This window comes from Dyella sp. 05T440, from assembly GCF_056395965.1.
In genome coordinates, this window is the sequence record NZ_JBFTKN010000010.1 from 108,948 (window position 1) to 129,028 (window position 20,081).

General features: G+C 64.3%; 23 protein-coding genes. 13 read left to right on the plus strand and 10 right to left on the minus strand.

Annotated features, from left to right (window positions below):
* Positions 1–176 precede the first annotated feature (176 nt).
* Entirely contained in the window at positions 177–641 is a 465-nt protein-coding gene (locus AC1DE1_RS14200; protein ID WP_441605096.1) for a VOC family protein, read from the plus strand.
* A gap of 1 nt (position 642) precedes the next feature.
* On the opposite strand, the gene AC1DE1_RS14205 is transcribed toward AC1DE1_RS14200, so the two are convergent.
* A complete protein-coding gene (locus tag AC1DE1_RS14205; RefSeq protein ID WP_441605129.1) occupies positions 643–1,566 on the minus strand; it encodes an oxygenase MpaB family protein in 924 nt (307 codons plus the stop codon).
* Positions 1,567–1,810: 244 nt separating this feature from the next.
* Here AC1DE1_RS14205 and AC1DE1_RS14210 point away from each other — a divergent pair, with 244 nt between their 5' ends.
* On the plus strand, positions 1,811–2,908 hold the full coding sequence (locus AC1DE1_RS14210; protein WP_477176328.1) for a 3-deoxy-7-phosphoheptulonate synthase: 1,098 nt from the start codon (positions 1,811–1,813) through the stop codon (positions 2,906–2,908).
* A gap of 15 nt (positions 2,909–2,923) precedes the next feature.
* On the opposite strand, the gene AC1DE1_RS14215 is transcribed toward AC1DE1_RS14210, so the two are convergent.
* Positions 2,924–3,349, minus strand: coding sequence for an OsmC family protein (locus AC1DE1_RS14215; RefSeq protein WP_477176329.1), 426 nt, complete (start codon positions 3,347–3,349; stop codon positions 2,924–2,926).
* Between AC1DE1_RS14215 and AC1DE1_RS14220 the strand changes: the two genes are divergently transcribed.
* Complete coding sequence (locus AC1DE1_RS14220; protein WP_441605099.1) at positions 3,348–3,776, plus strand: GNAT family N-acetyltransferase; 429 nt, start codon at positions 3,348–3,350, stop codon at positions 3,774–3,776. The genes AC1DE1_RS14215 and AC1DE1_RS14220 overlap by 2 nt on opposite strands.
* A gap of 122 nt (positions 3,777–3,898) precedes the next feature.
* Positions 3,899–4,588 carry a DUF1345 domain-containing protein gene (locus AC1DE1_RS14225; RefSeq protein WP_441605100.1) on the plus strand — a complete coding sequence of 230 codons (690 nt, stop codon included), beginning with the start codon at positions 3,899–3,901 and terminating at the stop codon, positions 4,586–4,588.
* A 106-nt stretch (positions 4,589–4,694) separates the two neighbouring features.
* Here the strand turns inward: AC1DE1_RS14225 and AC1DE1_RS14230 are convergent, their stop codons facing one another.
* The gene (locus AC1DE1_RS14230; RefSeq protein WP_477176330.1) at positions 4,695–5,177 is read right to left on the minus strand and encodes a YajQ family cyclic di-GMP-binding protein; all 483 of its coding nucleotides are present in this window, start codon (positions 5,175–5,177) and stop codon (positions 4,695–4,697) included.
* Positions 5,178–5,283: 106 nt separating this feature from the next.
* Here AC1DE1_RS14230 and AC1DE1_RS14235 point away from each other — a divergent pair, with 106 nt between their 5' ends.
* Both AC1DE1_RS14235 and AC1DE1_RS14240 read left to right on the plus strand, forming a co-directional pair.
* On the plus strand, positions 5,284–6,462 hold the full coding sequence (locus AC1DE1_RS14235) for a BaiN/RdsA family NAD(P)/FAD-dependent oxidoreductase (RefSeq protein WP_477176331.1): 1,179 nt from the start codon (positions 5,284–5,286) through the stop codon (positions 6,460–6,462).
* 64 nt (positions 6,463–6,526) lie between these two features.
* The gene (locus AC1DE1_RS14240) at positions 6,527–7,414 is read left to right on the plus strand and encodes an NAD(P)-dependent oxidoreductase (protein ID WP_441605103.1); all 888 of its coding nucleotides are present in this window, start codon (positions 6,527–6,529) and stop codon (positions 7,412–7,414) included.
* 96 nt (positions 7,415–7,510) lie between these two features.
* Here the strand turns inward: AC1DE1_RS14240 and AC1DE1_RS14245 are convergent, their stop codons facing one another.
* On the minus strand, positions 7,511–7,978 hold the full coding sequence (locus tag AC1DE1_RS14245) for a YaiI/YqxD family protein (RefSeq protein WP_477176332.1): 468 nt from the start codon (positions 7,976–7,978) through the stop codon (positions 7,511–7,513).
* Positions 7,975–8,856: a PhzF family phenazine biosynthesis protein gene (locus tag AC1DE1_RS14250; RefSeq protein WP_477176333.1), complete on the minus strand. Its 882-nt coding sequence runs from the start codon at positions 8,854–8,856 to the stop codon at positions 7,975–7,977. Before AC1DE1_RS14250 ends, AC1DE1_RS14245 begins: the two co-directional genes overlap by 4 nt.
* 163 nt (positions 8,857–9,019) lie before the next feature.
* Here AC1DE1_RS14250 and AC1DE1_RS14255 point away from each other — a divergent pair, with 163 nt between their 5' ends.
* The 4 genes from AC1DE1_RS14255 to AC1DE1_RS14270 all read left to right on the plus strand — a co-directional run bounded on the left by AC1DE1_RS14255 (position 9,020) and on the right by AC1DE1_RS14270 (position 12,179).
* A complete protein-coding gene (locus AC1DE1_RS14255) occupies positions 9,020–9,622 on the plus strand; it encodes a rhomboid family intramembrane serine protease (protein ID WP_441605106.1) in 603 nt (200 codons plus the stop codon).
* Between the two features lie 123 nt (positions 9,623–9,745).
* On the plus strand, positions 9,746–10,522 hold the full coding sequence (locus AC1DE1_RS14260; RefSeq protein WP_477176334.1) for a hypothetical protein: 777 nt from the start codon (positions 9,746–9,748) through the stop codon (positions 10,520–10,522).
* A gap of 131 nt (positions 10,523–10,653) precedes the next feature.
* Complete coding sequence (locus tag AC1DE1_RS14265) at positions 10,654–11,055, plus strand: hypothetical protein (RefSeq protein WP_441605108.1); 402 nt, start codon at positions 10,654–10,656, stop codon at positions 11,053–11,055.
* A gap of 20 nt (positions 11,056–11,075) precedes the next feature.
* Entirely contained in the window at positions 11,076–12,179 is a 1,104-nt protein-coding gene (locus AC1DE1_RS14270) for an aminopeptidase (protein ID WP_441605109.1), read from the plus strand.
* Here the strand turns inward: AC1DE1_RS14270 and AC1DE1_RS14275 are convergent.
* Positions 12,176–12,991: a cytochrome c gene (locus AC1DE1_RS14275; protein ID WP_477176335.1), complete on the minus strand. Its 816-nt coding sequence runs from the start codon at positions 12,989–12,991 to the stop codon at positions 12,176–12,178. The two genes, AC1DE1_RS14270 and AC1DE1_RS14275, sit on opposite strands and share 4 nt — an antisense overlap.
* A gap of 334 nt (positions 12,992–13,325) precedes the next feature.
* On the opposite strand from AC1DE1_RS14275, the gene pncB reads away from it, so the two are divergent.
* A complete protein-coding gene (gene pncB / locus AC1DE1_RS14280; protein ID WP_477176336.1) occupies positions 13,326–14,522 on the plus strand; it encodes a nicotinate phosphoribosyltransferase in 1,197 nt (398 codons plus the stop codon).
* Between the two features lie 103 nt (positions 14,523–14,625).
* Here the strand turns inward: pncB and AC1DE1_RS14285 are convergent, their stop codons facing one another.
* The 3 genes from AC1DE1_RS14285 to AC1DE1_RS14295 form a co-directional block, all read right to left on the minus strand.
* Complete coding sequence (locus AC1DE1_RS14285) at positions 14,626–15,429, minus strand: MetQ/NlpA family ABC transporter substrate-binding protein (RefSeq protein ID WP_477176337.1); 804 nt, start codon at positions 15,427–15,429, stop codon at positions 14,626–14,628.
* Positions 15,430–15,505: 76 nt separating this feature from the next.
* Positions 15,506–16,189 carry a methionine ABC transporter permease gene (locus tag AC1DE1_RS14290; protein ID WP_477179117.1) on the minus strand — a complete coding sequence of 228 codons (684 nt, stop codon included), beginning with the start codon at positions 16,187–16,189 and terminating at the stop codon, positions 15,506–15,508.
* Positions 16,186–17,214 carry a methionine ABC transporter ATP-binding protein gene (locus tag AC1DE1_RS14295; protein WP_477176339.1) on the minus strand — a complete coding sequence of 343 codons (1,029 nt, stop codon included), beginning with the start codon at positions 17,212–17,214 and terminating at the stop codon, positions 16,186–16,188. The genes AC1DE1_RS14290 and AC1DE1_RS14295 overlap by 4 nt, the downstream gene beginning before the upstream one ends.
* 132 nt (positions 17,215–17,346) lie before the next feature.
* On the opposite strand from AC1DE1_RS14295, the gene AC1DE1_RS14300 reads away from it, so the two are divergent.
* A complete protein-coding gene (locus AC1DE1_RS14300) occupies positions 17,347–17,832 on the plus strand; it encodes a glutathione peroxidase (protein WP_441605115.1) in 486 nt (161 codons plus the stop codon).
* On the opposite strand, the gene dacB is transcribed toward AC1DE1_RS14300, so the two are convergent.
* On the minus strand, positions 17,817–19,427 hold the full coding sequence (gene dacB / locus AC1DE1_RS14305) for a D-alanyl-D-alanine carboxypeptidase/D-alanyl-D-alanine endopeptidase (protein ID WP_477176340.1): 1,611 nt from the start codon (positions 19,425–19,427) through the stop codon (positions 17,817–17,819). The genes AC1DE1_RS14300 and dacB overlap by 16 nt on opposite strands.
* Positions 19,428–19,545: 118 nt before the next feature.
* Between dacB and AC1DE1_RS14310 the strand changes: the two genes are divergently transcribed.
* Entirely contained in the window at positions 19,546–20,028 is a 483-nt protein-coding gene (locus AC1DE1_RS14310; RefSeq protein ID WP_441605117.1) for an FKBP-type peptidyl-prolyl cis-trans isomerase, read from the plus strand.
* The last annotated feature ends 53 nt before the right edge of the window (positions 20,029–20,081 follow it).

The window sequence follows — 20,081 nt, forward strand, 5'->3', positions numbered from 1 at the left end:
TCGTGCCGTGCCTTTGTACGCGCCATGCGTTCAGGTCCGGCGACGTTAGCGGATCGGTGGGGCGTGTCAATCTCGCGGGGCCGGGCGACGCCCTGCTGGGCTTGGATTTTCACCAAGACGACGACGTGCCGGAGGGCATAGTGTCCGGGCCGCCTGTCCTGCCCTGGGAGCCCCCGATGAATACCACCAAGCCACCCGTCATCAAGGAAATGTTTCCCTATCTGCGCGTGCGCAACGCCGAGGCCGCGTTGGCGTACTACCAGGAAGTGTTCGGTGCGACCCTCAAGATGCGTCTGGACGAGCCTGGCACCGGCCGCATCGGACATGCCGAACTGGCCATGGGCCCTTCGGTGCTGATGCTGTCGGACGAATACCCCGAGCATGGCATCGTGGGTCCGCAGAGCATCGGCGGGACCAGCGTGTCGATCCATCTGCATGTGGACAATGCCGATGCGGTACTCGCGCGCGCCGTCGAAAAAGGCGGCTATCTGGTCAGGCCGGCCACTGATTTCTTCTACGGCGAACGCGGCGGCACCGTGCGCGATCCCTTCGGTCACGAGTGGCTGGTAGGCCACGAGATCGAGCAGGTGAGCGCCGAAGAAATGCAGCGGCGCTACGACGCCGCGATGGAGCAGGGTTGAATCAGCGCCAGTGTTGCAGCGTGTCGGTGGGCACGCCGACACGCATGCACGCATGGCTGCCTATGCCGTCATGCAGCGCCATGCGAAAGACCGGCGCCACCGACCACAGAGCCCGCGCAGCCAGTCGCGATTGCGCGCGCTGCAGCGGCGTGCGCTCCAGCAAGGTGTCGGCCCACGGCGGCAGCAAAGCGGCGCCTGCCTGCAGAAAGACATCACGCGACAATCCCGCCACCGGTACCGGCAGGCGCACGCGATACAACACATCGAGCACGGCACGCGAGCGTTCGGTGAAACGAAGATCAGGGCGTACGCGCCGGAAATAAGCAGTGATCTGCGCTTCCGATGCCGGCACGTCGCGCGCGCCCAGCGCCTCGGCGATGCGACGCACCTCGTCGTAGTAGCGGTCGGCCGCGCCTGCCGGCATCGCGATATGGCTGTAGCGCCGATAGCCCTGCAGGAAACTATAGGCCTCAGTGACATGCACCCAAGTCAGCAGATGCGGATCGTCGGCCGCATAGGGTCGCCCATCTTCCGCCGTACCCTTTACCTGCGAGTGAATGTGCCTCACGCGTTCGATCAAGGCCTGCGCCTGGTCGGCCGGCGCATACGTCGTACCACTGACGAATGACGTCGTGCGACGCAGGCGGCCGATCAGGTCGTCGCGGAAGTTCGAGTGATCCCATACACCGGCGAGCGCCAGCGGATGCAAGGTCTGCAGCATCAGCGCCGCAAGACCGCCGGCGAGCATGCCCGGAAAATCCGAATGCACACGCCAGGTGGCACTGTCGGGGCCAAAAAGCCCGGGATCGCCTATCGGATGATCGTAGTCCACATGGCCGCCGCCACCGCGAGGAAATGCGCTCAGCACCCAGCGTCGGATGGGCTCGCGGGCGGGGCGGGTAAGGAGATTCCAAGGTGACGACATGCTGACCAGTGTAATGCTTGGTTTCACATGCATCCTTTGCACACGCGAAAATCCTGTGTTATCTCTAACACCCATGACCTCCCACTCCGCCCGCCAGTATTTTTGGTATTACGGCTATCCGATGCCGCTGGCGGAGGGTTGGTCTCGACTGTCGTAACGACAAGACACCATTCCAAAAAAAGGCCGCCAGCCACCACTGGCGGCCTTTTTCATGGTCGCGAGTGGAACCTCCCAGGAGATCCCCGTGAACCCTTCCACCGACGATTTACGTATCCGCGCCATCACGCCGCTCACCGCGCCGGCCGAAGTGATGCGCGACTGCGCCGCGAGCGTGCATGCCGCGCATACCGTGAGCGCCTCGCGCCAGGCGCTGCATCGCATCCTTGCCGGCGAGGATGACCGGCTGGCCGTGGTGATCGGCCCGTGTTCGATTCATGACACCAAGGCTGCGCTGGAATACGCCGGGCGGCTTGCGGAACAGCGCAAGCGGCATGCAGGCGAGCTGGAAATCGTAATGCGCGTGTACTTCGAAAAGCCGCGCACCACGGTGGGCTGGAAAGGTCTGATCAACGATCCCGATCTCGATGGCAGTTTCCGCATCGACAAGGGCTTGCGACTGGCGCGCGGTCTATTGCGCGACATCAACGAACTGGGCGTGCCGGCCGGCTGCGAATTCCTCGACATGATCACGCCGCAGTACATCGCCGATCTGGTGGCGTGGGGCGCGATCGGTGCGCGTACCACCGAAAGCCAGGTGCATCGCGAGCTGGCCTCGGGACTGTCGTGCCCGGTGGGTTTCAAGAACGGCACCGATGGCAATGTGAAGATCGCCGTTGACGCGGTAAGCGCCGCATCGCAACCGCACCATTTCATGGCCGTGACAAAGGAAGGCCACACCGCCATCGCTGCCACCACCGGCAACGAGGACTGTCACGTGATTCTGCGCGGCGGCAAGACGCCCAACTACGACGCCGCAAGCGTAGACGCAGCGTGTGCGGCCATCGTCAAGGGCGGCCAGCCGGCGCGGGTGATGGTCGACGCCAGCCATGCCAACAGCCTCAAGCTACCGGAGAACCAGCCCCGCGTGATCGACGATCTTGCGACGCAGCTTTCTTCCGGCGAGCAGCGCATCGTCGGCGTGATGGTCGAAAGCCATCTCGTGGGCGGTCGCCAGGATCTGATCCAGGGCCAGCCGCTGCGTTACGGCCAGAGCATCACCGATGGCTGCATCGACTGGGAGGCCTCGCTGCAAGTGCTCGATCGTCTCGCCCAGGCCGTACGCGCTCGGCGCGCCGCGCTGGCGGCGACGCCGCGGCCAGCGCGCGCGAGTTGCGCGGGTTGACGTGCGCGACGGACCTCAGCTGGTGAGTTGGGCGTCGAGATTGATCGTCGCCTTGAGCACCTTCGACACGGGGCAGCCTTCCTTGGTGGCCTTGGCGATCTTGTCGAAGGTGGCGGCATCGATGCCGTCCACTTTCGCGCGGCAGGTGAGATCGACCGTGGTGATGGAAAAGCCGTCGCCATCCTTGTCCAGCGTCACCACCGCCTTGGTCTCGATATGCGTGGCCGCATGGCCGGCCTGTTCCAGGCCCAGCGCCAACGCCATCGTGTAGCAGCCGGCATGAGCCGCACCGAGCAATTCTTCGGGATTGGTGCCCGGTCCATCCGCGAATCGCGACTGGAAGCCGTAGCGCGCTTCATGCAGCACGCCTGAGGCGGTGGAGATGGTGCCGGTACCTTCCTTGAGCCCGCCCGACCAGACGGCGGATGCGTTTCGTTTCATGTTCAGCTCCCTGGAGCAGGCGATGGTGTCCGGGAAGCTTGCCGAAAGAGTCATGCACGAAATGCGAACGCTAGCGCCCGAGGTCTTCACGCGTGGTTCGCTGCCACTTGCTTTACTCTCCGCGCCGTTCACCCCGACGAGGGCGCGTTTCATGTTCGCCGAGATCAACCACAACGCCAGGACGCACCGCTTCGAAACAAAAGTGGACGGCGTGCCCTGCGTGCTCGACTACACGCTGGAAAATGGTGTGATGACCATCACCCACACCATCGTTCCGTCAGCGGTGGGTGGTCGCGGCATCGCGTCCCATCTGGTGCGCACGGCCCTGGACATGGCGCGGGAAGAACACTGGCGAGTGGATCCCGCCTGCTCGTATTCAGAGATCTGGATGACCCGCCATCCGGAGTATCAGGACCTGCACGTCTGAACTGCGGCATTGCGCCGGGCGTCGAGAACGCGTTGCACAAGCTCTAAGATGCGCCATGCCCGCCACCGGGTCATGGAGAGTGTGTTTGCGATGAAGAGCTGGCTGAGCGCAGGAACGTGCGCATGAGCACCGCGTCCGGAAAGACCCGTCCCCGCAAGAATGGCTTCGTCCCTTTCCGCATCCTGCGCGCCCGTCCGCGCCTGATGATCTCGGGCGCCGTCGCGCTCATCGTCGGCGTGGGGCTGTGGTACTGCCTCCGGCTGACGCCTGCGGAGGCGCTGCTGCTGGGCTTTGATCTGGGCGTTGCGGTTTACCTCACGGCCCTGACCATCCTGTTCTGCCGCACGACCTCGCCCGACCTCATGCGCGGGCAGGCGCGCAAGCAGGACACCGGCCGCTGGGGCGTGCTGTGGACCTCGCTGATCCTCACCGGCTTCGTGTCGCTGGCGCTGACCACGGAAATGGGTGGCGCCAAGGGTGGCGATGCGAAAGCGCTGATCGTCGCCGCCGCGAGCATCGTGCTGTCGTGGCTGTTCTTCAATGTGATGTTCGGCATGCATTACGCGCACGGCTTCTACGGCGATTTCGGCAAGAAGCATGAAGGGCTGGATTTCCCCGGCACCGAGCAACCCGATTACTGGGACTTCATGTATTTCGCCATCGTCATCGGCATGACCTTCCAGGTCTCCGATGTGCAGATCAGCAGCCGTTACCTGCGGCGCGTGGCCTTGCTGCACAGCGTGATCGCGTTCTTCTTCAATGTGTTCATCATTGCGATCAGCGTGAATATTGCGGCCGGGTTGGCGGGGTAACACCCCTGTGGGAGCGCACCCTGTGCGCGACTGCAACGTGCCATGACTTCGCATCCTGGGCGCCAGTCGCGCACAGGGTGCGCTCCCACAAGATCAAGGCATCGCCTTAATCGCGGAAATTATCGAACTGCAGCGGCAGCTCCACGTCGGCCTTGCGCAGCACGGCCATGGCCTCCTGCAGGTCGTCGCGTTTCTTGCCCGTCACGCGCAGCTTGTCGCCGTTGATCTGTGCCTCGACCTTGAGCTTGGCCGCCTTCAGCGAGGCCACCAGCTTCTTGGCAATCGGTTGCTCGATGCCTTGCTTGACGGTGACCTTCTGGCGCGAACCGCCAAGATTCGTCTCGGCATCGCCCACGTCCAACGCGCGGATATCGATTTTGCGCGAGGTGAGGCGGCCGCGCAGGATGTCCAGCATCTGCTCAAGCTGGAACTCGCTGGGGGCCGACTGGGTGATCACGAACTCGTCCAGCTCGAACTTCGCGTCGGTGCCCTTGAAGTCGAAACGGCTCGAGAGCTCCCGATTGGCCTGATCGACGGCATTGGTCAGTTCGTGCTTGTCGACTTCGGAAACGACGTCAAAAGAAGGCATGGTGGCGGTCCGGTCTGGGAAAAAGGCGAGTTTAAGCGATCTGGCGCATCCTGTCGGATAATGTCGGGTCAATGGATCGGGAGCAGGGCATGGCGGCGGTGCGCGCGTGAAAGTGGATGTACTGGTCATCGGCGGCGGCGCGGCCGGACTGATGTGCGCCATCGTGGCCGGCCAGCGTGGGCGCAGCGTGCTGGTGGTGGACCATGCCAACAAGGTCGGCAAGAAGATCCTCATGTCCGGCGGCGGGCGCTGCAATTTCACCAACCTGGGCGTGACGCCGAACGCTTACCTGTCCGCCAATCCGCACTTTCCTAAATCCGCCTTGGCTCGCTATACGCCGTGGGATTTCATCGCGATGGTGGAGAAACATCGCATCGCCTACCACGAGAAGGAACTGGGGCAGCTGTTCTGCGATGACTCCTCCAAGCTGATCGTGCGCATGTTGCTGGACGAGTGCGCCCAGGCCGGCGTTCGCATCGAAACCAGCTGCGGCGTGCAGCGCGTGCGCAAGACCGACGAGGGTTTCAACGTGGTCACCGCACACGGCGAAGTGCACGCGCAATCCTTGGTGATCGCCTCCGGCGGCTTGTCGATTCCCAGCATGGGCGCCACCGGTTTTGGCTACGAACTGGCGCGACAGTTCGGTCATGGGGTGTTGCCCACACGGGCCGGCCTGGTGCCGCTCACGTTGAGCGGCAAGCATCAGGAGCGTTATCAGGATCTTGCGGGCGTGGCCTTGCCATCGGTGGACGCAAGCGTGGGCAAGCGATCATTCCGCGCCGGCCTGTTGTTCACGCATCGCGGCATCAGCGGGCCATCCATCCTGCAGATTTCCTCGTACTGGCAGCCCGGTGACGACCTGCGCATCAACTTGCTGCCGGAGCTCGATCTTGGCCAGTGGCTGCAGGAACAGCGCACCGCGCGTCCCGCGGCGGAGCTGAAGAATGTGCTGGGCGATGTACTGCCTCGCCGCCTCGCGCAGCGCTTGTGCGAGCTGTGGTTCGAGAGCCGGCCGATGCGGCAATACCGCGAGGCCGAACTGAGCAAGATCGGCGAACAACTGCACGACTGGCCGATGGTTGCCAGCGGCACGGAAGGTTATCGCACAGCCGAAGTAACCCTGGGCGGTGTGGATACCGATGGACTTTCATCGACCACGATGCAATCGAAGCTAGTGCCGGGCCTGTACTTCATCGGCGAGGTTGTCGACGTGACCGGCTGGCTCGGCGGCTACAACTTCCAGTGGGCATGGGCTTCGGCGCACGCGGCCGGCGAAGTGGTGTGATTTCGCACAAGGTGAACATGCCGCGTGATCCACTACGCGGATTATTCTGTGTGGAGACCATCGCATGAAAGTGGGTTTTATCGGTCTCGGTGCCATGGGCAGCGCCATGGCGAGCAACCTGATCAAGGCCGGGCACGAGGTCACCGTATGGAATCGTTCGCCGGGCCCCACCGAGCCCCTGGCGTCGCTGGGCGCCAAAGTGGTGAAGACGGCCGACCGCGCGGCGCAGGGCGAGGTGCTCTTCAGCATGCTGGCCAACGACCAGGCCGTGCGCAGTGTGTTTGTCGACGGCCGCCTGCTCGATGGCATGGACCAGGGCACGGTGCACGTGAATCACGCCACGATTTCCGTCGCCTTGGCGCGCGAACTGGCGGAGGAACACACGCAGCGTGGCCTGGATTACCTGGCCGCTCCCGTGTTCGGTCGTCCTGATGTGGCAGCAGCGGGCAAGCTCAATATCCTGGTGGCCGGCAAGCCGCACGTGATCGAGCGCGTGCGCCCCTTGCTCGAGGTCATGGGCAGTCGCATCTGGCCGCTGGGCGAGTCGCCCGAGCGGGCGAACGTGGTGAAGATCGCCGGCAATTTCATGATCGGCGCCGCCATCGAAAGCATGGCCGAAGCTTCGGCGTTGACGCGGGCGCATGGCGTGAGCGCGGCGGATTTCCTCGAGGTGATGACCAACTCGCTGTTCGCCACGCCCGCTTACCAGGGCTACGCCAGGCTCATCGCCGAATCGCGCTATACGCCGGCCGGCTTTGCTCTGCCGCTCGGCTACAAGGACATCGGCCTTGCGCTGGCAGCAGCGGATGCGACGCGCGTGCCCTTGCCGCTGGCAGGCGTGCTGCGCGACAGCCTGCTCGAGGCCTTGTCCACCGGCGACGAAGACGTCGACTGGTCGATCATGGCGCAGGTGGCAGCGCGCCGTGCGCATCTGGATGAGCGCAAGCTCTGACTGTGGGAGCGCACCCTGTGCGCGACGGCCCAACGAAGAGGCGACCGTCCGCTCCGCGGTCGCGCACAGGGTGCGCTCCTACAAGGTGGGCGGTGCTCAACGCGTCTTGCGAAACTGCACCAGCCACCGATCCAGCTGATTGGCAAACGCCTGCTTGTCGCGCGCATGAAACGCCGCCGGTCCGCCAGTGTCGACGCCCGAGCCGCGCAACTCATCCATGAAATTGCGCATGGAAAGTCGCTGCGCAATCGTGTCGGGCGTATACAGCTCACCGCGCGGATGCACCGCAAGCGCGCCTTTTTCAATCACCAGGGCTGCCAGCGGAATATCCTGCGTCACCACCAGGTCGCCCGCGCTCACGCGCTCCACGATCTCCGCATCCGCCACATCGAAACCGCCCGGCACCTGGATGGCGCGCACGAAACGTGACGGCGGCGTGCGCAGCCATTGATTGGCGACCAGGGTCACCTGCACCTGCTCGCGTTCCGCCGCACGGAACAGCACTTCCTTGATCGGCGCAGGGCAGGCGTCGGCATCGACCCAGATCTGCGGCCGCGTGCTCACTCGTGGCCGCTCCAGTGCAACGCGCCATCGATGATGGTGTTGGTGTGACCGCCGATCCAGACGGTCTTGCCGTCGATGCGCACGCAGAGGCTGGCATCGTGGCCGATCTCGCGGCCCTGGCTTACCACGTAGCCGCGCGCCAGCAGGCCGTCGGGTTCGGCATGGGCGATATAGGCGGCGATCAGGCCGTTGGCGGCGCCCGAGGCCGGGTCTTCCACCAGGCCAACGCCGGCCGGCAGCGCACGCACCACCAGCTGATAGTCGGGGTGCGAGCTGCGCGCAAACACGCACAAGCCCATGCTGTCGGTGGCCTTGGCCAGGGCGCCGATGGCGGCGTGGTCGGGCTTCCACTGGCGCAGCGATGCTTCGTCGGCGCATTCGGCCAGCCACCAGTGGCGTCCGCCCGATACATAGGCCGGAGGCAGCGTGCCCGGATCGATGCCGGCCAGCGCGGCGTCGAGTAGCGGATGGGCGTCGCGGCCGGTTTTCTCGACAGTGGATGGCGGCGATTTCAACAGCAGCTGGCGTGAGCCGTCGCTGCCTTCCACGCGGATGGGCAAGACGCCCGCACCGCATTCCTGCCACAGCACACCGTCCACCGGCTCGGCCAGGCCGCACAGCAGGACGGCGTGCGCGCTGCCGATGCTTGGATGACCGGCAAAGGGAATTTCCTTGTGCGGCGTGAAAATGCGCACACGGTAGCTGGCGCCGGGCTGGCTGGGCGGCAACAGGAAAGTGGTTTCGACCAGATTGGTCCAGCGGGCGAAGGCTTGCATGCGGGCATCGCTCCAGCCGGTGGCGTCGGTGACGACGCCCAGGTGGTTGCCGCCGCCGGGCGCGGCGGCAAAGACGTCCAGATGCAGGTAACGGATCGACATGGGGAGTGCCTGGGGCGTGGGGAAACGCTTGAAGCCGGGCATGATAGTGCGGAATGCCGCTCTGCGCTTGGACTTTCCGGGGGCTGCAGTGTCGACAATCGCCCGCGCCGCCGCCAAGATGCGGATTCTTTGTCACCGCCTCCTGCCCGTCACGGAAGTACGCATGATCACCCTGATCATCATCGCCATCACCTCCATCGTGTCCTTCATGGCGTTCAAGAACGCCCGCCTGATGAATGATCTGATCCTGTGGCCGCCCGCCATCACCCGCAGCCGCGAATACCACCGGCTGGTGACCTACGGCCTGGTGCATGCCGATTTCGGCCACCTGCTGTTCAACATGATCACGCTGTACTTTTTCGGCCGCAGCATGGAAGGGTTTTTCACGGCGACGCTGGGCACGCTGGGTTTTGCGCTGTTCTACATCCTGGCGCTGCTGGTCTCGATCCTGCCCACCTATCTGAACAACAGGAACAACCCCAATTACCGCAGCCTTGGCGCGTCGGGCGCCGTATCGGCCGTGCTTTTTGCCTATGTCCTGCTGTCGCCGTGGTCGCGCATCATCGTATTCGTGATACCGCTGCCGGCGATCGTCTATGCCGTGCTCTACGTGGGCTACTCCATCTACATGGACCGGCGCGGGCAGGGCAACGTCAACCACAGCGCGCACCTGTGGGGCGCCGCGTTTGGCGTCGCGTTCACCGTGGTGGTTCGACCGGAAGTGATCTCGCATTTCCTGGCGGCACTCTCGCAGCCGAGGTTTTGATCACGGGCATGACTTCGAATTGCGGTTTTGCTCACCCCTGATACATGTTGTTGGTGTTACTTGTCGGTTAGTCCGGCGTGATGGGGCGTCGGGCATTCTCGACCACCGCAGGAGTGAAGACGCATGGCAACGAAGCGCAAGCCGGCCGCGAAGAAATCCTCGGCCAAGAAAGCAGCCACCCGCAAATCCACTGCCAAGAAAACCACCGCACGCAAGCGCGCCACCGTCAAGCGCGCCGTCCGCAAGACGGCAGCCAAGAAAGCGACACGCAAGACCGCCGCCAAGAAGGCAACGCGCAAGACCGTAGCGAAAAAGGCCACGCGCAAGACCGTAGCCAAGAAGGCAACCCGCAAGACGGCAGCCAAGAAGGCAGCGCGCAAATCACCCGCGCGCAAGACAGCGACACGCAAAGCCGCCGCGCGCAAATCGACGCGCAAGACCGCGACCAGGAAGGCCGCGCCGCGCAAGACCGCGGTAAAGAAGACCGCCGCCAAAAAGACCACCCGTAAACGCGCCACCGCCAAGAAGGCGGCCAAGAAAACCGCCACACGCAAGGCGGCGGCTCCCAAGCGCGCAGCACCTCGCAAGGCCGCCGCCGCACCGCGCAAGACAGCCGCCAAGGCCGCACCGGCGGCGGGACGCAGTCGCACCACGTCTACGACGCGGCCACGCCGTCCCGCACGCAAGCACCTGACCCCGCAAGAGGCCGCCGAGCATATCCAGGCACTGCTTGAGGCCAAGCAGGAGCGGGTACGCCAGGGGCCGACCTGGCCAGGCGCCGATGAACACCCTGGCGGCAACAACGGCCACCTGGATACGGGCACCAGCAACGGTGGCGTTTCCAGCGAGGCGGTTTACGGGCATATCCGCCAGCCGCCCGAGCGCAGCGGCAATAACTGAACCGACGACGCAAGGTCGGTCCCCGGCATGGCTGGCAGGTAAATATCTGCCAGTCATGTCGGAAGCGTTCAGTGCGCACTTACCAGCACAGGTTCAAAGTGAGGCTGTCTTCCCCCTGAAGGCCTTACGTCATGAAACGCGTGCTTGCCGGTCTCGCCTTGGCGGTTGCCACCGCAGCGCTATCCGGTTGTTACTACGATCCTGGCTACAGCTACACACGTCCAGTCGCTACCGGCGGCGGCGACGCCTACTACGGTACCGGCGTCACCTATAGCAACGGCTACTACCCCGGTTACTACTACCCGAGCTATGGCTACTACGGTTACGGCTGCTGTTATGGCCCGGCCGTGAGCATCGGCATTGGTGGCTACTACGGCGGCTACCGCGGAGGCTATTACCGCGGCGGTGGGTACTATCGCGGCGGCGGTTATTACCGCGGCGGCAACGGCTATTACCGCGGAGGCCGAGGCAACTGGAGCGGTGGCCACGGCAATGGCGGCCACGGCGGCTGGAACGGCGGTCACGGCCACTGAAATAGCGGCACAATCGCGGCATGACGTTGCCACGCTTCGTGCCGATCATCCCCGCCATCCTCAGGCCCATCGTCACCGTGACGATGGGCTTGTTGCTTTGTGCCTGCAGCACCGTCGATTACTACGCGCACGTGGCCAAGGGCCAGAGCGAGCTGGTGATGAGCCGCCGCGACGTGCGCGAGGTGCTGCGCGATCCCTCGACCGATGCCGAAATCCGCAAGCGTCTGCAGCTGGCCCAGCAGGCGCGCCAATTTGCTACCGATCGCCTGGATCTGCCGGATAACCGCAGCTACACCAGCTACGTGAAGCTCAACCGTTCCTATGTGGTCTGGAACGTGTTCGCGACGCCGCGCTTTTCCATCTCGCCGATCCAGCACTGCTTTCCCTTTGCCGGTTGCGTGGCCTATCGCGGCTATTTTTCCAAGGACAAGGCCAAGGCTGAATCGTTGCGACTGGAGGCACAGGGCGACGACGTCTACGTGGGCGGCGTGCCGGCGTATTCCACGCTGGGCTGGTTCTCCGATCCCATCCTCAGCAGCATGATGCGCTGGGATGACGACGAGCTGGCGGGCACCATCTTCCATGAGCTCGCGCACCAGCTGATCTACGTGAAGGACGACAGTTCGTTCAACGAGTCCTTTGCCAGCTTCGTGCAGGAGGAGGGCCTGCGCCAATGGCGCCAGTCACGCGGATTGCCCGCGCAGAACGCCCGCGAGAAGACCATGGACGACGGCTTCACCTGGCTGGTGATGGATCTGCGCGACCGCCTGAAGGCGCTCTACGCCAGCGGCGTGGACGAGAAGGCCATGGCGGCGGGCAAGCAGCAGACCATCGACGACTTCCGCGTGCGCTACGCGCAGTGGCGCGACCTGGACTGGCCGGGCGACCATCGCTACGACGCCTGGGTGAATGGCCCGATCAATAACGCGCGGCTGTTGCCGTTCGGCATTTACGATCGCTGGACGCCGGTGTTCCTCGCGCTGTTCCGTCATGCGGAAGGGCAGTGGCCGGCGTTCTACGCCAGCGTGCGCGAGTTTGCCCGGCAACCGTACCAACAGCGGCAACGTTCGCTGCAGCAGTGGCTGGATTCGACCGGGCAGCCATCGATTGCGCCTTCCCCTTAGGGGTGCGACTTGCGCCCAGCCATGTGTTGCAGATAGGCCAGCAAGTCGTCCAGATCCTGATCGGACAGCGCCTTGCGATCAAAACCGGGCATGCGCGCCTGCGGCCAGCGACGCAGCGATTGCGGGTCGCGGATATACGCGCGGAACAGATCCTCGCGCAGGTATTCCGTCGGGCTATGGGGAATATTGAGATCCGGCCCCAGCTTGGCATCGCCCTGGCCGTTGAGCGTGTGACATGCAAAGCAGGTGTGCTGGAACACCACGAAGCCGCGCTGTACCGGGCTGCCGGGCTTAAGGGCGGGATCGGGCCGGATCGCGGGGAAGCGTTCGGCCACGGGCGGCTGGCGGCGGATGGAGGCCAGCTGGAACGGCCACTGCTCCGGTCCGATCTTCATGGCGTCCGGATGGGTCCACACGACGTAGAAGGGTCCCGCATCGCCCTTGATCTCGGCCAGCGTCGGCCACGGGTGGGCGGGGTCCTCGACCGCCAGCCAGGCCTCCGAACCGTGGGCGCCGATGATCAGCGCCGCTGAGATTTGCGCGGCGAATCCGTCGGAGGCGGTGAATTGCAGGGTGTCGTCAGGCGATACGCCTTCCAGCAGCGCTTTCAGCGGTACGGCGCGATAGCGCATGGGGCGTTTGAAGGCGACATCAGCCGGAATGGCCACGTCGCGGGCATCGCTGCGCGCCAGCAGCTGGGCGGTGCTGTAGGTCTTGCTGCCATGGCCCAGGTCGACCGTGAGTTCGGCGGCATGTAGGGGCAGGGCGGCGGCCAGGGCAAGCAGGCACAGGCGTTGTAGCAGGCGAACCATCGGGCGATGCTCCCTCGGAATAAGCCGCCGATGGTAGGCGGGCGCGCCCAGCTTGCCAAAAGCTGAACGAAACTGACGAGGCGCTTGAACTAGCGCCGAGCCGGCCACACTAAGCATACGTATCGCCGTGACGGCGACAAGAAGTGGTGCAGCTGTATCGCGCCACTGAGGGGTCGGTCCTTTTCCCCTCTTTGTTATGGACCGGCCTGACAAAACCTCGGTAGCCCCTCCCCTGGCTACCGGGGTTTTTATTTGCCCGCGGTTCGCCGCCGACTCGCCGCGACCACCATCGGGCGAGGATAATCCAGCTCTCCCCGCGCCGCGTGAGCGACTGATGATCGTTTCCTCCCTGCTCGACACCGATCTGTACAAGTTCTCCATGATGCAGGTCGTGCTGCATCACTATCCCGCGGCGCAGGTCGAATACAAATTCAAGTGCCGCAACCCCGGCATCGACCTCACGCCTTATATCGACGAGATCCGCCAGGAGTTGGAAGCGCTGTGCTCGCTGCGCTTCACGCCGGCGGAACTGGAATACCTGCGCACCTGGCGTTTCATCAAGAGCGATTTCGTCGACTTCCTGGGGCTGTTCCAGCTCAATGCGAAGTATGTGGAGATCGTTCCGGCGCAGGACGGACCCGGCGAGATCGAGATCCATATCCGCGGCCCATGGCTGCACACCATCCTGTTCGAAGTGCCCTTGCTGGCGATCGTCAACGAAGTCTATTTCCGCCATACGCAGCCCGGCCTTTCGCTGGACGAAGGACGCCGCCGCCTGCGCGAAAAGATTGCGTTGTTGCGCGATACCGAAGGCTTTCAGGATTGCCGTATCGCCGACTACGGCACGCGTCGCCGCTTCTCACGCGCATGGCAGGAGGAAGTGGTCACTACCTTGCGCGATGGACTGGGGCGGCAGCTCACCGGCACCAGCAATGTGTGGCTCGCCTGGAAGCTCGGCCTGACGCCGCTGGGCACGCTGGCCCATGAATACCTGCAGGCCCACCAGGCGCTGGGTCCACGGCTGCGCGATTCGCAGGTGGCGGCGCTGGAAACCTGGGCGAGGGAGTATCGAGGCGATCTGGGCATCGCCCTGTCCGACGTCTACGGACTGAGCGCCTTCCTGCGCGACTTCGACATGTATTTCTGCAAGCTGTTCGACGGCACGCGCCACGACTCGGGTGATCCGTTTGCCTGGGGCGAGCGCGTGCTGGCGCACTACCGCGCCAATCGTGTCGACCCGCGCACCAAGGTGCTGGTCTTCAGCGATGGGCTGGATATCCCCAAGGTGATGCAGTTGTACGAGCACTTCCACGGCCGCTGCCAGCTGGCCTTCGGCGTGGGCACCAACCTGACCAACGATGTGGGACCTGAGCCGCTGCAGATCGTGATCAAGATGATCCGCTGCAACGGCCAGCCGGTGGCCAAGCTCAGCGATACGCCCGGCAAGAACATGTGCGAGGACAGCGCCTATGTAGCGTATCTGCGCAGGGTGTTTGAGATTCCGGCCGATCCGGAAGCAGTGACCTGCTAAAGGCCTTCCGTACTGTGTGGGAGCGCACCCTGTGCGCGACTGCCGCCACCCTTGTTCGGGCGAGGCCAGTCGCGCACAGGGTGCGCTCCCACAGGGGAGCTTTTCAGAACGCCGGCAACACCGCGCCCTGGTACTTCTGCTCAATAAACGCCTTGATCTCGGGGCTGGTGAGCGCCTTGGCCAGTGCCTGCACGCGCGGGTCGTCCTTGTTGTCCGGACGGGCGACCAGGTAGTTCACGTACGGCGAGTCCTTGTCCTCGATCAGCAACGCGTCCTTGGTCGGGTTGAGTCCCGCTGCGAGCGCGTAGTTGGTGTTGATCAGGGCGAGGTCCACTTCGTCCAACGTGCGCGGCAACATGGCGGCTTCCAGCTCGCGGAACTTCAGGTGCTTGGGATTGGCCGTGATGTCCTTCTGCGTGGACAGCTCGTTGCTCGGATCATTCAGCGTGATCAGGCCGTGCTTGGCGAGCAGCAGCAGCGCACGGCTATTGTTGCTGGGATCGTTGGGCAGGGTGACCGAGGCGCCATCAGGCAACTGGTCGATCGACTTGAGCTTGCGCGAATAAGCGCCAAACGGCTCGATGTGCACGCCCGTCACGATGGTGAGGTTGGTACCACGCTCGCGATTGAACGCATCCAGGTAGGGCTTGGTCTGGAAATAATTTGCATCGACCGACTTCTCCAGCACCTGCGTATTGGGCTGGACGTAATCGGCGAACACTTTGATTTCCAGGTCGATGCCTTGCTTGGCCAGGATCGGCTTGACCTGCTTGAGGATCTCGGCGTGCGGCACTGCCGTGGCGGCCACCACCAGCTTCTGGCTGGTCGAGGCGTCGCCGCCTGAATTGGGCGACGAGCAGCCCGCCAGCATGAGCAGGGCGGAAAGGACGGCTATGAGCTTATTCATCTTCGTTATATGGTGAGAACGCGTGATGCGGTGCAACACCATAGCCGTCCATACCGCCGAATGCAAAACCGCCCGATCAACGCCGCGTATAGCGCGCCACGATGCGGTCGCCGGCCATCTGCAACAGTTGTACCAGCACGATCAGCAGCACGACGGTGACCACCATATAGTCCGATTTGTAGCTGAGATAGCCGTAGCGGTAGGCCAGATCGCCCAGGCCACCCGCGCCGATGGCGCCGCCCATGGCCGTGTAACCGACCAGCGCAATCGCCGTCACGGTGATGCCGGCGATCAGTCCGCCGCGCGCTTCGGGCAGCAGCACATGCCGCACGATTTGCCAGGTGCTGGCGCCCATCGCCTGGCTCGCTTCGATCACGCCGCGCTGCACTTCACGCAGCGCCGTTTCCACCAGGCGCGCGAAGAACGGCGCCGCGCCAATCACCAGCGGCGGGATCGCGCCGCGGATGCCTAGCTTGGTGCCCACCAGCACATAGGTGAGCGGCATCAGCACGATCATCAGGATGATGAAGGGGATCGAACGCAGGATATTCACCAGCAGCGACAACACCGCATAGAGCTTGGGCATCGCGCGCAGCTGACCTTTGCCGGTGACATACAGCAGCACGCCCAGCGGCAATCCAACCGCGATCGTCAGCAGCAACGAGCCGCCAAGCATCAACAACGTATCGATGCAGGCATGACCGATTTCGCCCCAGTCGTCGATATGCGGAAACAGGGTTTGCAGCAGTGGAGCGCTCATGCGCGATTCTCCAGCGATGAGGTGATTTCTTCGATTTCGATGCCGGACTCGCGAAGAATGGCCAGTGCGTCATCCACGCGTTCGCCCTGCATGGCCAGCGTGAGCTGTCCGTAGGGCAGGTCTTTGATACGGTCGATGCGCCCGGCCAGGATATTGAAATCGACGCCGGTTTCGCGGGCGACGCGTCCCAGCGCCGGTGTCCAGGTCGCCTCGCCGCGGAACGACAGGCGCAGGATGCGGCCGGGCACATGCGCGAACGGCATCTGTTCGCCGGCGGCTTCCTCCGGCAAGGCCTCGTTGACGAAACGGCGCGTGGTGGCGTGTTGCGGATGCAGGAAGACATCGGCGACGGCGCCACTTTCCACGATGCGCCCGGCATCGAGTACGGCTACGCGATCGCAGACGCGACGCACCACGTCCATCTCGTGCGTGATCAGCACGATGGTGAGCTTGAGCTCGCGATTGATCTCGGCGAGCAACTCGAGCACGGAGGCCGTGGTCTGCGGATCGAGCGCACTAGTGGCCTCGTCGCACAGCAGGATGGACGGCCGGTTGGCCAAGGCGCGCGCAATGCCCACGCGCTGCTTCTGGCCGCCCGAAAGCTGCGAGGGATACTTGTCGGCATGCGCGGTCAGGCCCACGCGTGCCAGCAGTTCGTCCACGCGCTGGCGGATCGCCGCGATGTCGTGCTCGCCGGCCAGGCGCAGCGGGAAGGCCACGTTCTCGGCCACGGTCTGCGACGACAGCAGGTTGAAGTGCTGGAAGATCATGCCGATGCGCTGGCGTTGCTGACGCAGCTGCGATTCCGTTAGCGCTGTCATTTCCGTGTCGCCGATCTGGATGCGGCCGCCGCTGGGCCGCTCCAACAGGTTGATCAGACGTATAAGCGTCGATTTGCCCGCACCGGAGTGGCCGATGATGCCGAACACTTCGCCATCGGCGATGTCCAGACTGAAGGGTTGCAGCGCGGGAACGTCCCTTCCGTCGACACGGTAGGACTTATGGACATCCAGAAATCTGATCACGGAATACCTTCGGGGAAACCGGGGAGGCGAGAGCCTCGGGCAGCTGCCCGGGGGTCCCGGCGGTGGCAAGCATAAGGCACCGTGACGCTGCATGGGGCTAGACTGGCCTCCTTTCAACGAGGAAAGCCTGCCATGACCTCCGTCTATGACTTCTCCGCCCGCGATATCGACGGCAACGAGCGTTCGCTCGCCGACTATCGAGGCAAGACGCTGCTGATCGTCAACGTGGCGTCCAAGTGCGGATTCACCCCGCAATACACCGGGCTGGAAGCGCTGTGGCGCGCCGATCGCGAGAGGGGCCTGATGGTGCTGGGCTTTCCCTGCGACCAGTTCGGCCATCAGGAGCCGGGCGACGAAGCGGAAATCCGCAACTTCTGCTCCACCAGCTACGACGTGAGCTTCCCGCTGTTCGCCAAGGTCGAGGTCAATGGCGACGGCGCACATCCGCTCTACAAGTGGCTCAAGAGCGAGGGCAAGGGCATCCTGGGCAGCGAATCGATCAAGTGGAATTTCACCAAGTTCCTGGTCAACAGCGACGGACAGGTGGTAAAGCGCTACGCCCCCACCGATACGCCGGAGAAGATCGGCAAGGAACTCGAGCGTCAGTTGGCGGGCTGAGTCGCCACCGCCGGCGCAGAGCTGGCAGTGCTGGCCGGATGGCGCGAGCCGGCCAGCAGCACGGCGATCTGGTCGATGTCGCGGGTGGCATTGGGTGCCCCCGCCGGCGGATCGTAGTTGTTGAGCATGATGGCGAATGCCAGCCGTTCGCCATCGCCGCTGGTGACGTAGCCGGCCAGGCAATGCACAAAGCTCATGCTGCCGGTTTTCGCGTGCACGTTGTTTTCGGCTGGCGTGTTGCGCATGCGCCACTGCAAGGTGCCATCCACCCCGGCAATGGGCAGCGCTTCCACCAGCGCCGGTCCGTACGGCTGCCTGGCGAGGAAGGCCAGCAGATAGGCCATCGCATTGGGCGTGGCCAGATTGCGGCGGGACAGCCCGGTGCCTTCCTCGATCGAGCTCGCCGCTGGCGTGATGCCGATCTGCTCCAGCAGCTGATGCAACGCGCGTATGCCCCAGCGTTCGCTGGTGACGAAGCCCATGCTGCCCTCGCGCTGCTCCGTATCGGCCTGCGCCTTCACGCCCGCCAGCAGCAACAGGTTTTGCAGGTAGAGATTCTGCGAGCGCTTCAGGCCGCGCTCGAGGATCTCGCTGACGGGCGGCGACAGCACTTCGGCCAGCGTGCGAGGTTGCGCTGGCAGGAAGGTATCGCGGCGCGGCCAGTGCACCGTGAGCAACTTGCCATCGAGTTGGATGCCACGGCGCACCAGCGCCTCCTGCAGCAGCCGGCCCGCGTATTGGGCCGGGTCGGGCAGGGCGAGTTTGTAATTCTGCGCGGGCGATTTCGCCGCGATATTGCCGAACGCGTACAACACGCCATCGCCCGGCGCCCGATACAGATTCACGTCGTTGTGCGTGCGCTGGGCGCTGGTGATCACCTCGTTGGCCACGCTGGGAATCGCGTTGGCGGGATCGAAGCGCAGTTCGGCTGGCGCACCGGCGCCGATGCCTGCGGTCACCGTCACGTCGACCTGATTTTCGCCCACGCTCAGCGCAGTGGCTGGCACGGCGAACCAGCTCTGCAGGTCGATCGCTTCCCAGCCAGTGCCCATCATGGGGCTCGCGAAATAAGTCGAATCGGCGATCAGGTCGCCATGGACGTGACGCAGACCCTGCGCCGCCAGTTGCTCGGCGAGCTGATCGGCCCAGTGCAGCGTGGCGGCGTCGACACCGAGCGTGGGATCGCCCATGCCGTAGAGAATCAACGGCCCGTCCAATCGTCCGTTGCGGATCTCGCCGCCCGTCACCACGCGGGTGGGAATGCGATAGTCGGGCCCCAGCTCGCTCAGCGTCACGGCCGCCGTGAACAGCTTGGCGGTCGAGGCGGGCTGGAACAGTTGATCGGCGTGGTGGCTGTAGACGCTGCGGCCGTTGCTGAGCGAAATCACGGCGATGCCCCAGTCGGCGCCGGCAAAACGCGGCTGGCTGATCAGCCCATCGATCTGCTCGCTGAGCGTTGGCTGGACGGTGGCTGGCGCCGTGGGGGCGACCTGGTTTTGCACCGCGGCGAACACCGGGCTGGCCAGCGACAAGGCCGCCACGGTCAGCCCGAAAAGGGCAGACCAGCGGCCCGCAGCGTGTTTCTCGAAAACCATGGACGCAGTATCGCCAATCCGGTGGCCTTGCGCCTAGCCAGCATCGTCACAAGGGGTCTGTTAATCTTGCAGTTTCGTGCCGGTCTCTGCCGGCGCCACTCCCCACTCAGAGAACATCATGCAGATCGCCAACCATTCCGTCGTTTCCTTCCATTACACGCTGACCGACGACACCGGCCAGGTCCTCGACAGCTCGCAGGGTCGCGAGCCGCTCGTGTACCTCCAGGGCGTGGGCCAGATCGTCCCGGGCCTGGAAAAGGCGATGGAAGGCCGTCAGGTCGGCGATCAGTTCAAGGTCGACGTGGTGCCGGAAGAAGGCTACGGCGTGCACCACGCCGAGCTCGTGCAGGAAGTGCCGCGCGAGGCATTCCAGGGCGTGGACGATATCCAGCCGGGCATGCAGTTCCAGGGCCGCGGCCCGCAAGGCGCCATCAACGTCACCGTGACCAAGGTCGAGAACGACAAGGTGCACATCGACGGCAACCACCCGCTCGCCGGCCAGACGTTGCATTTCGACGTGGAAGTGACCGACGTGCGCGAAGCCAGCGAGGAAGAGCTCTCGCACGGCCACGTGCACGGTGAAGGTGGCCACCACCACTAAAACAGTGACATGGGGCGCTGTAGCGTCGCCCCATGGCATGCGGAAAGCCGCGC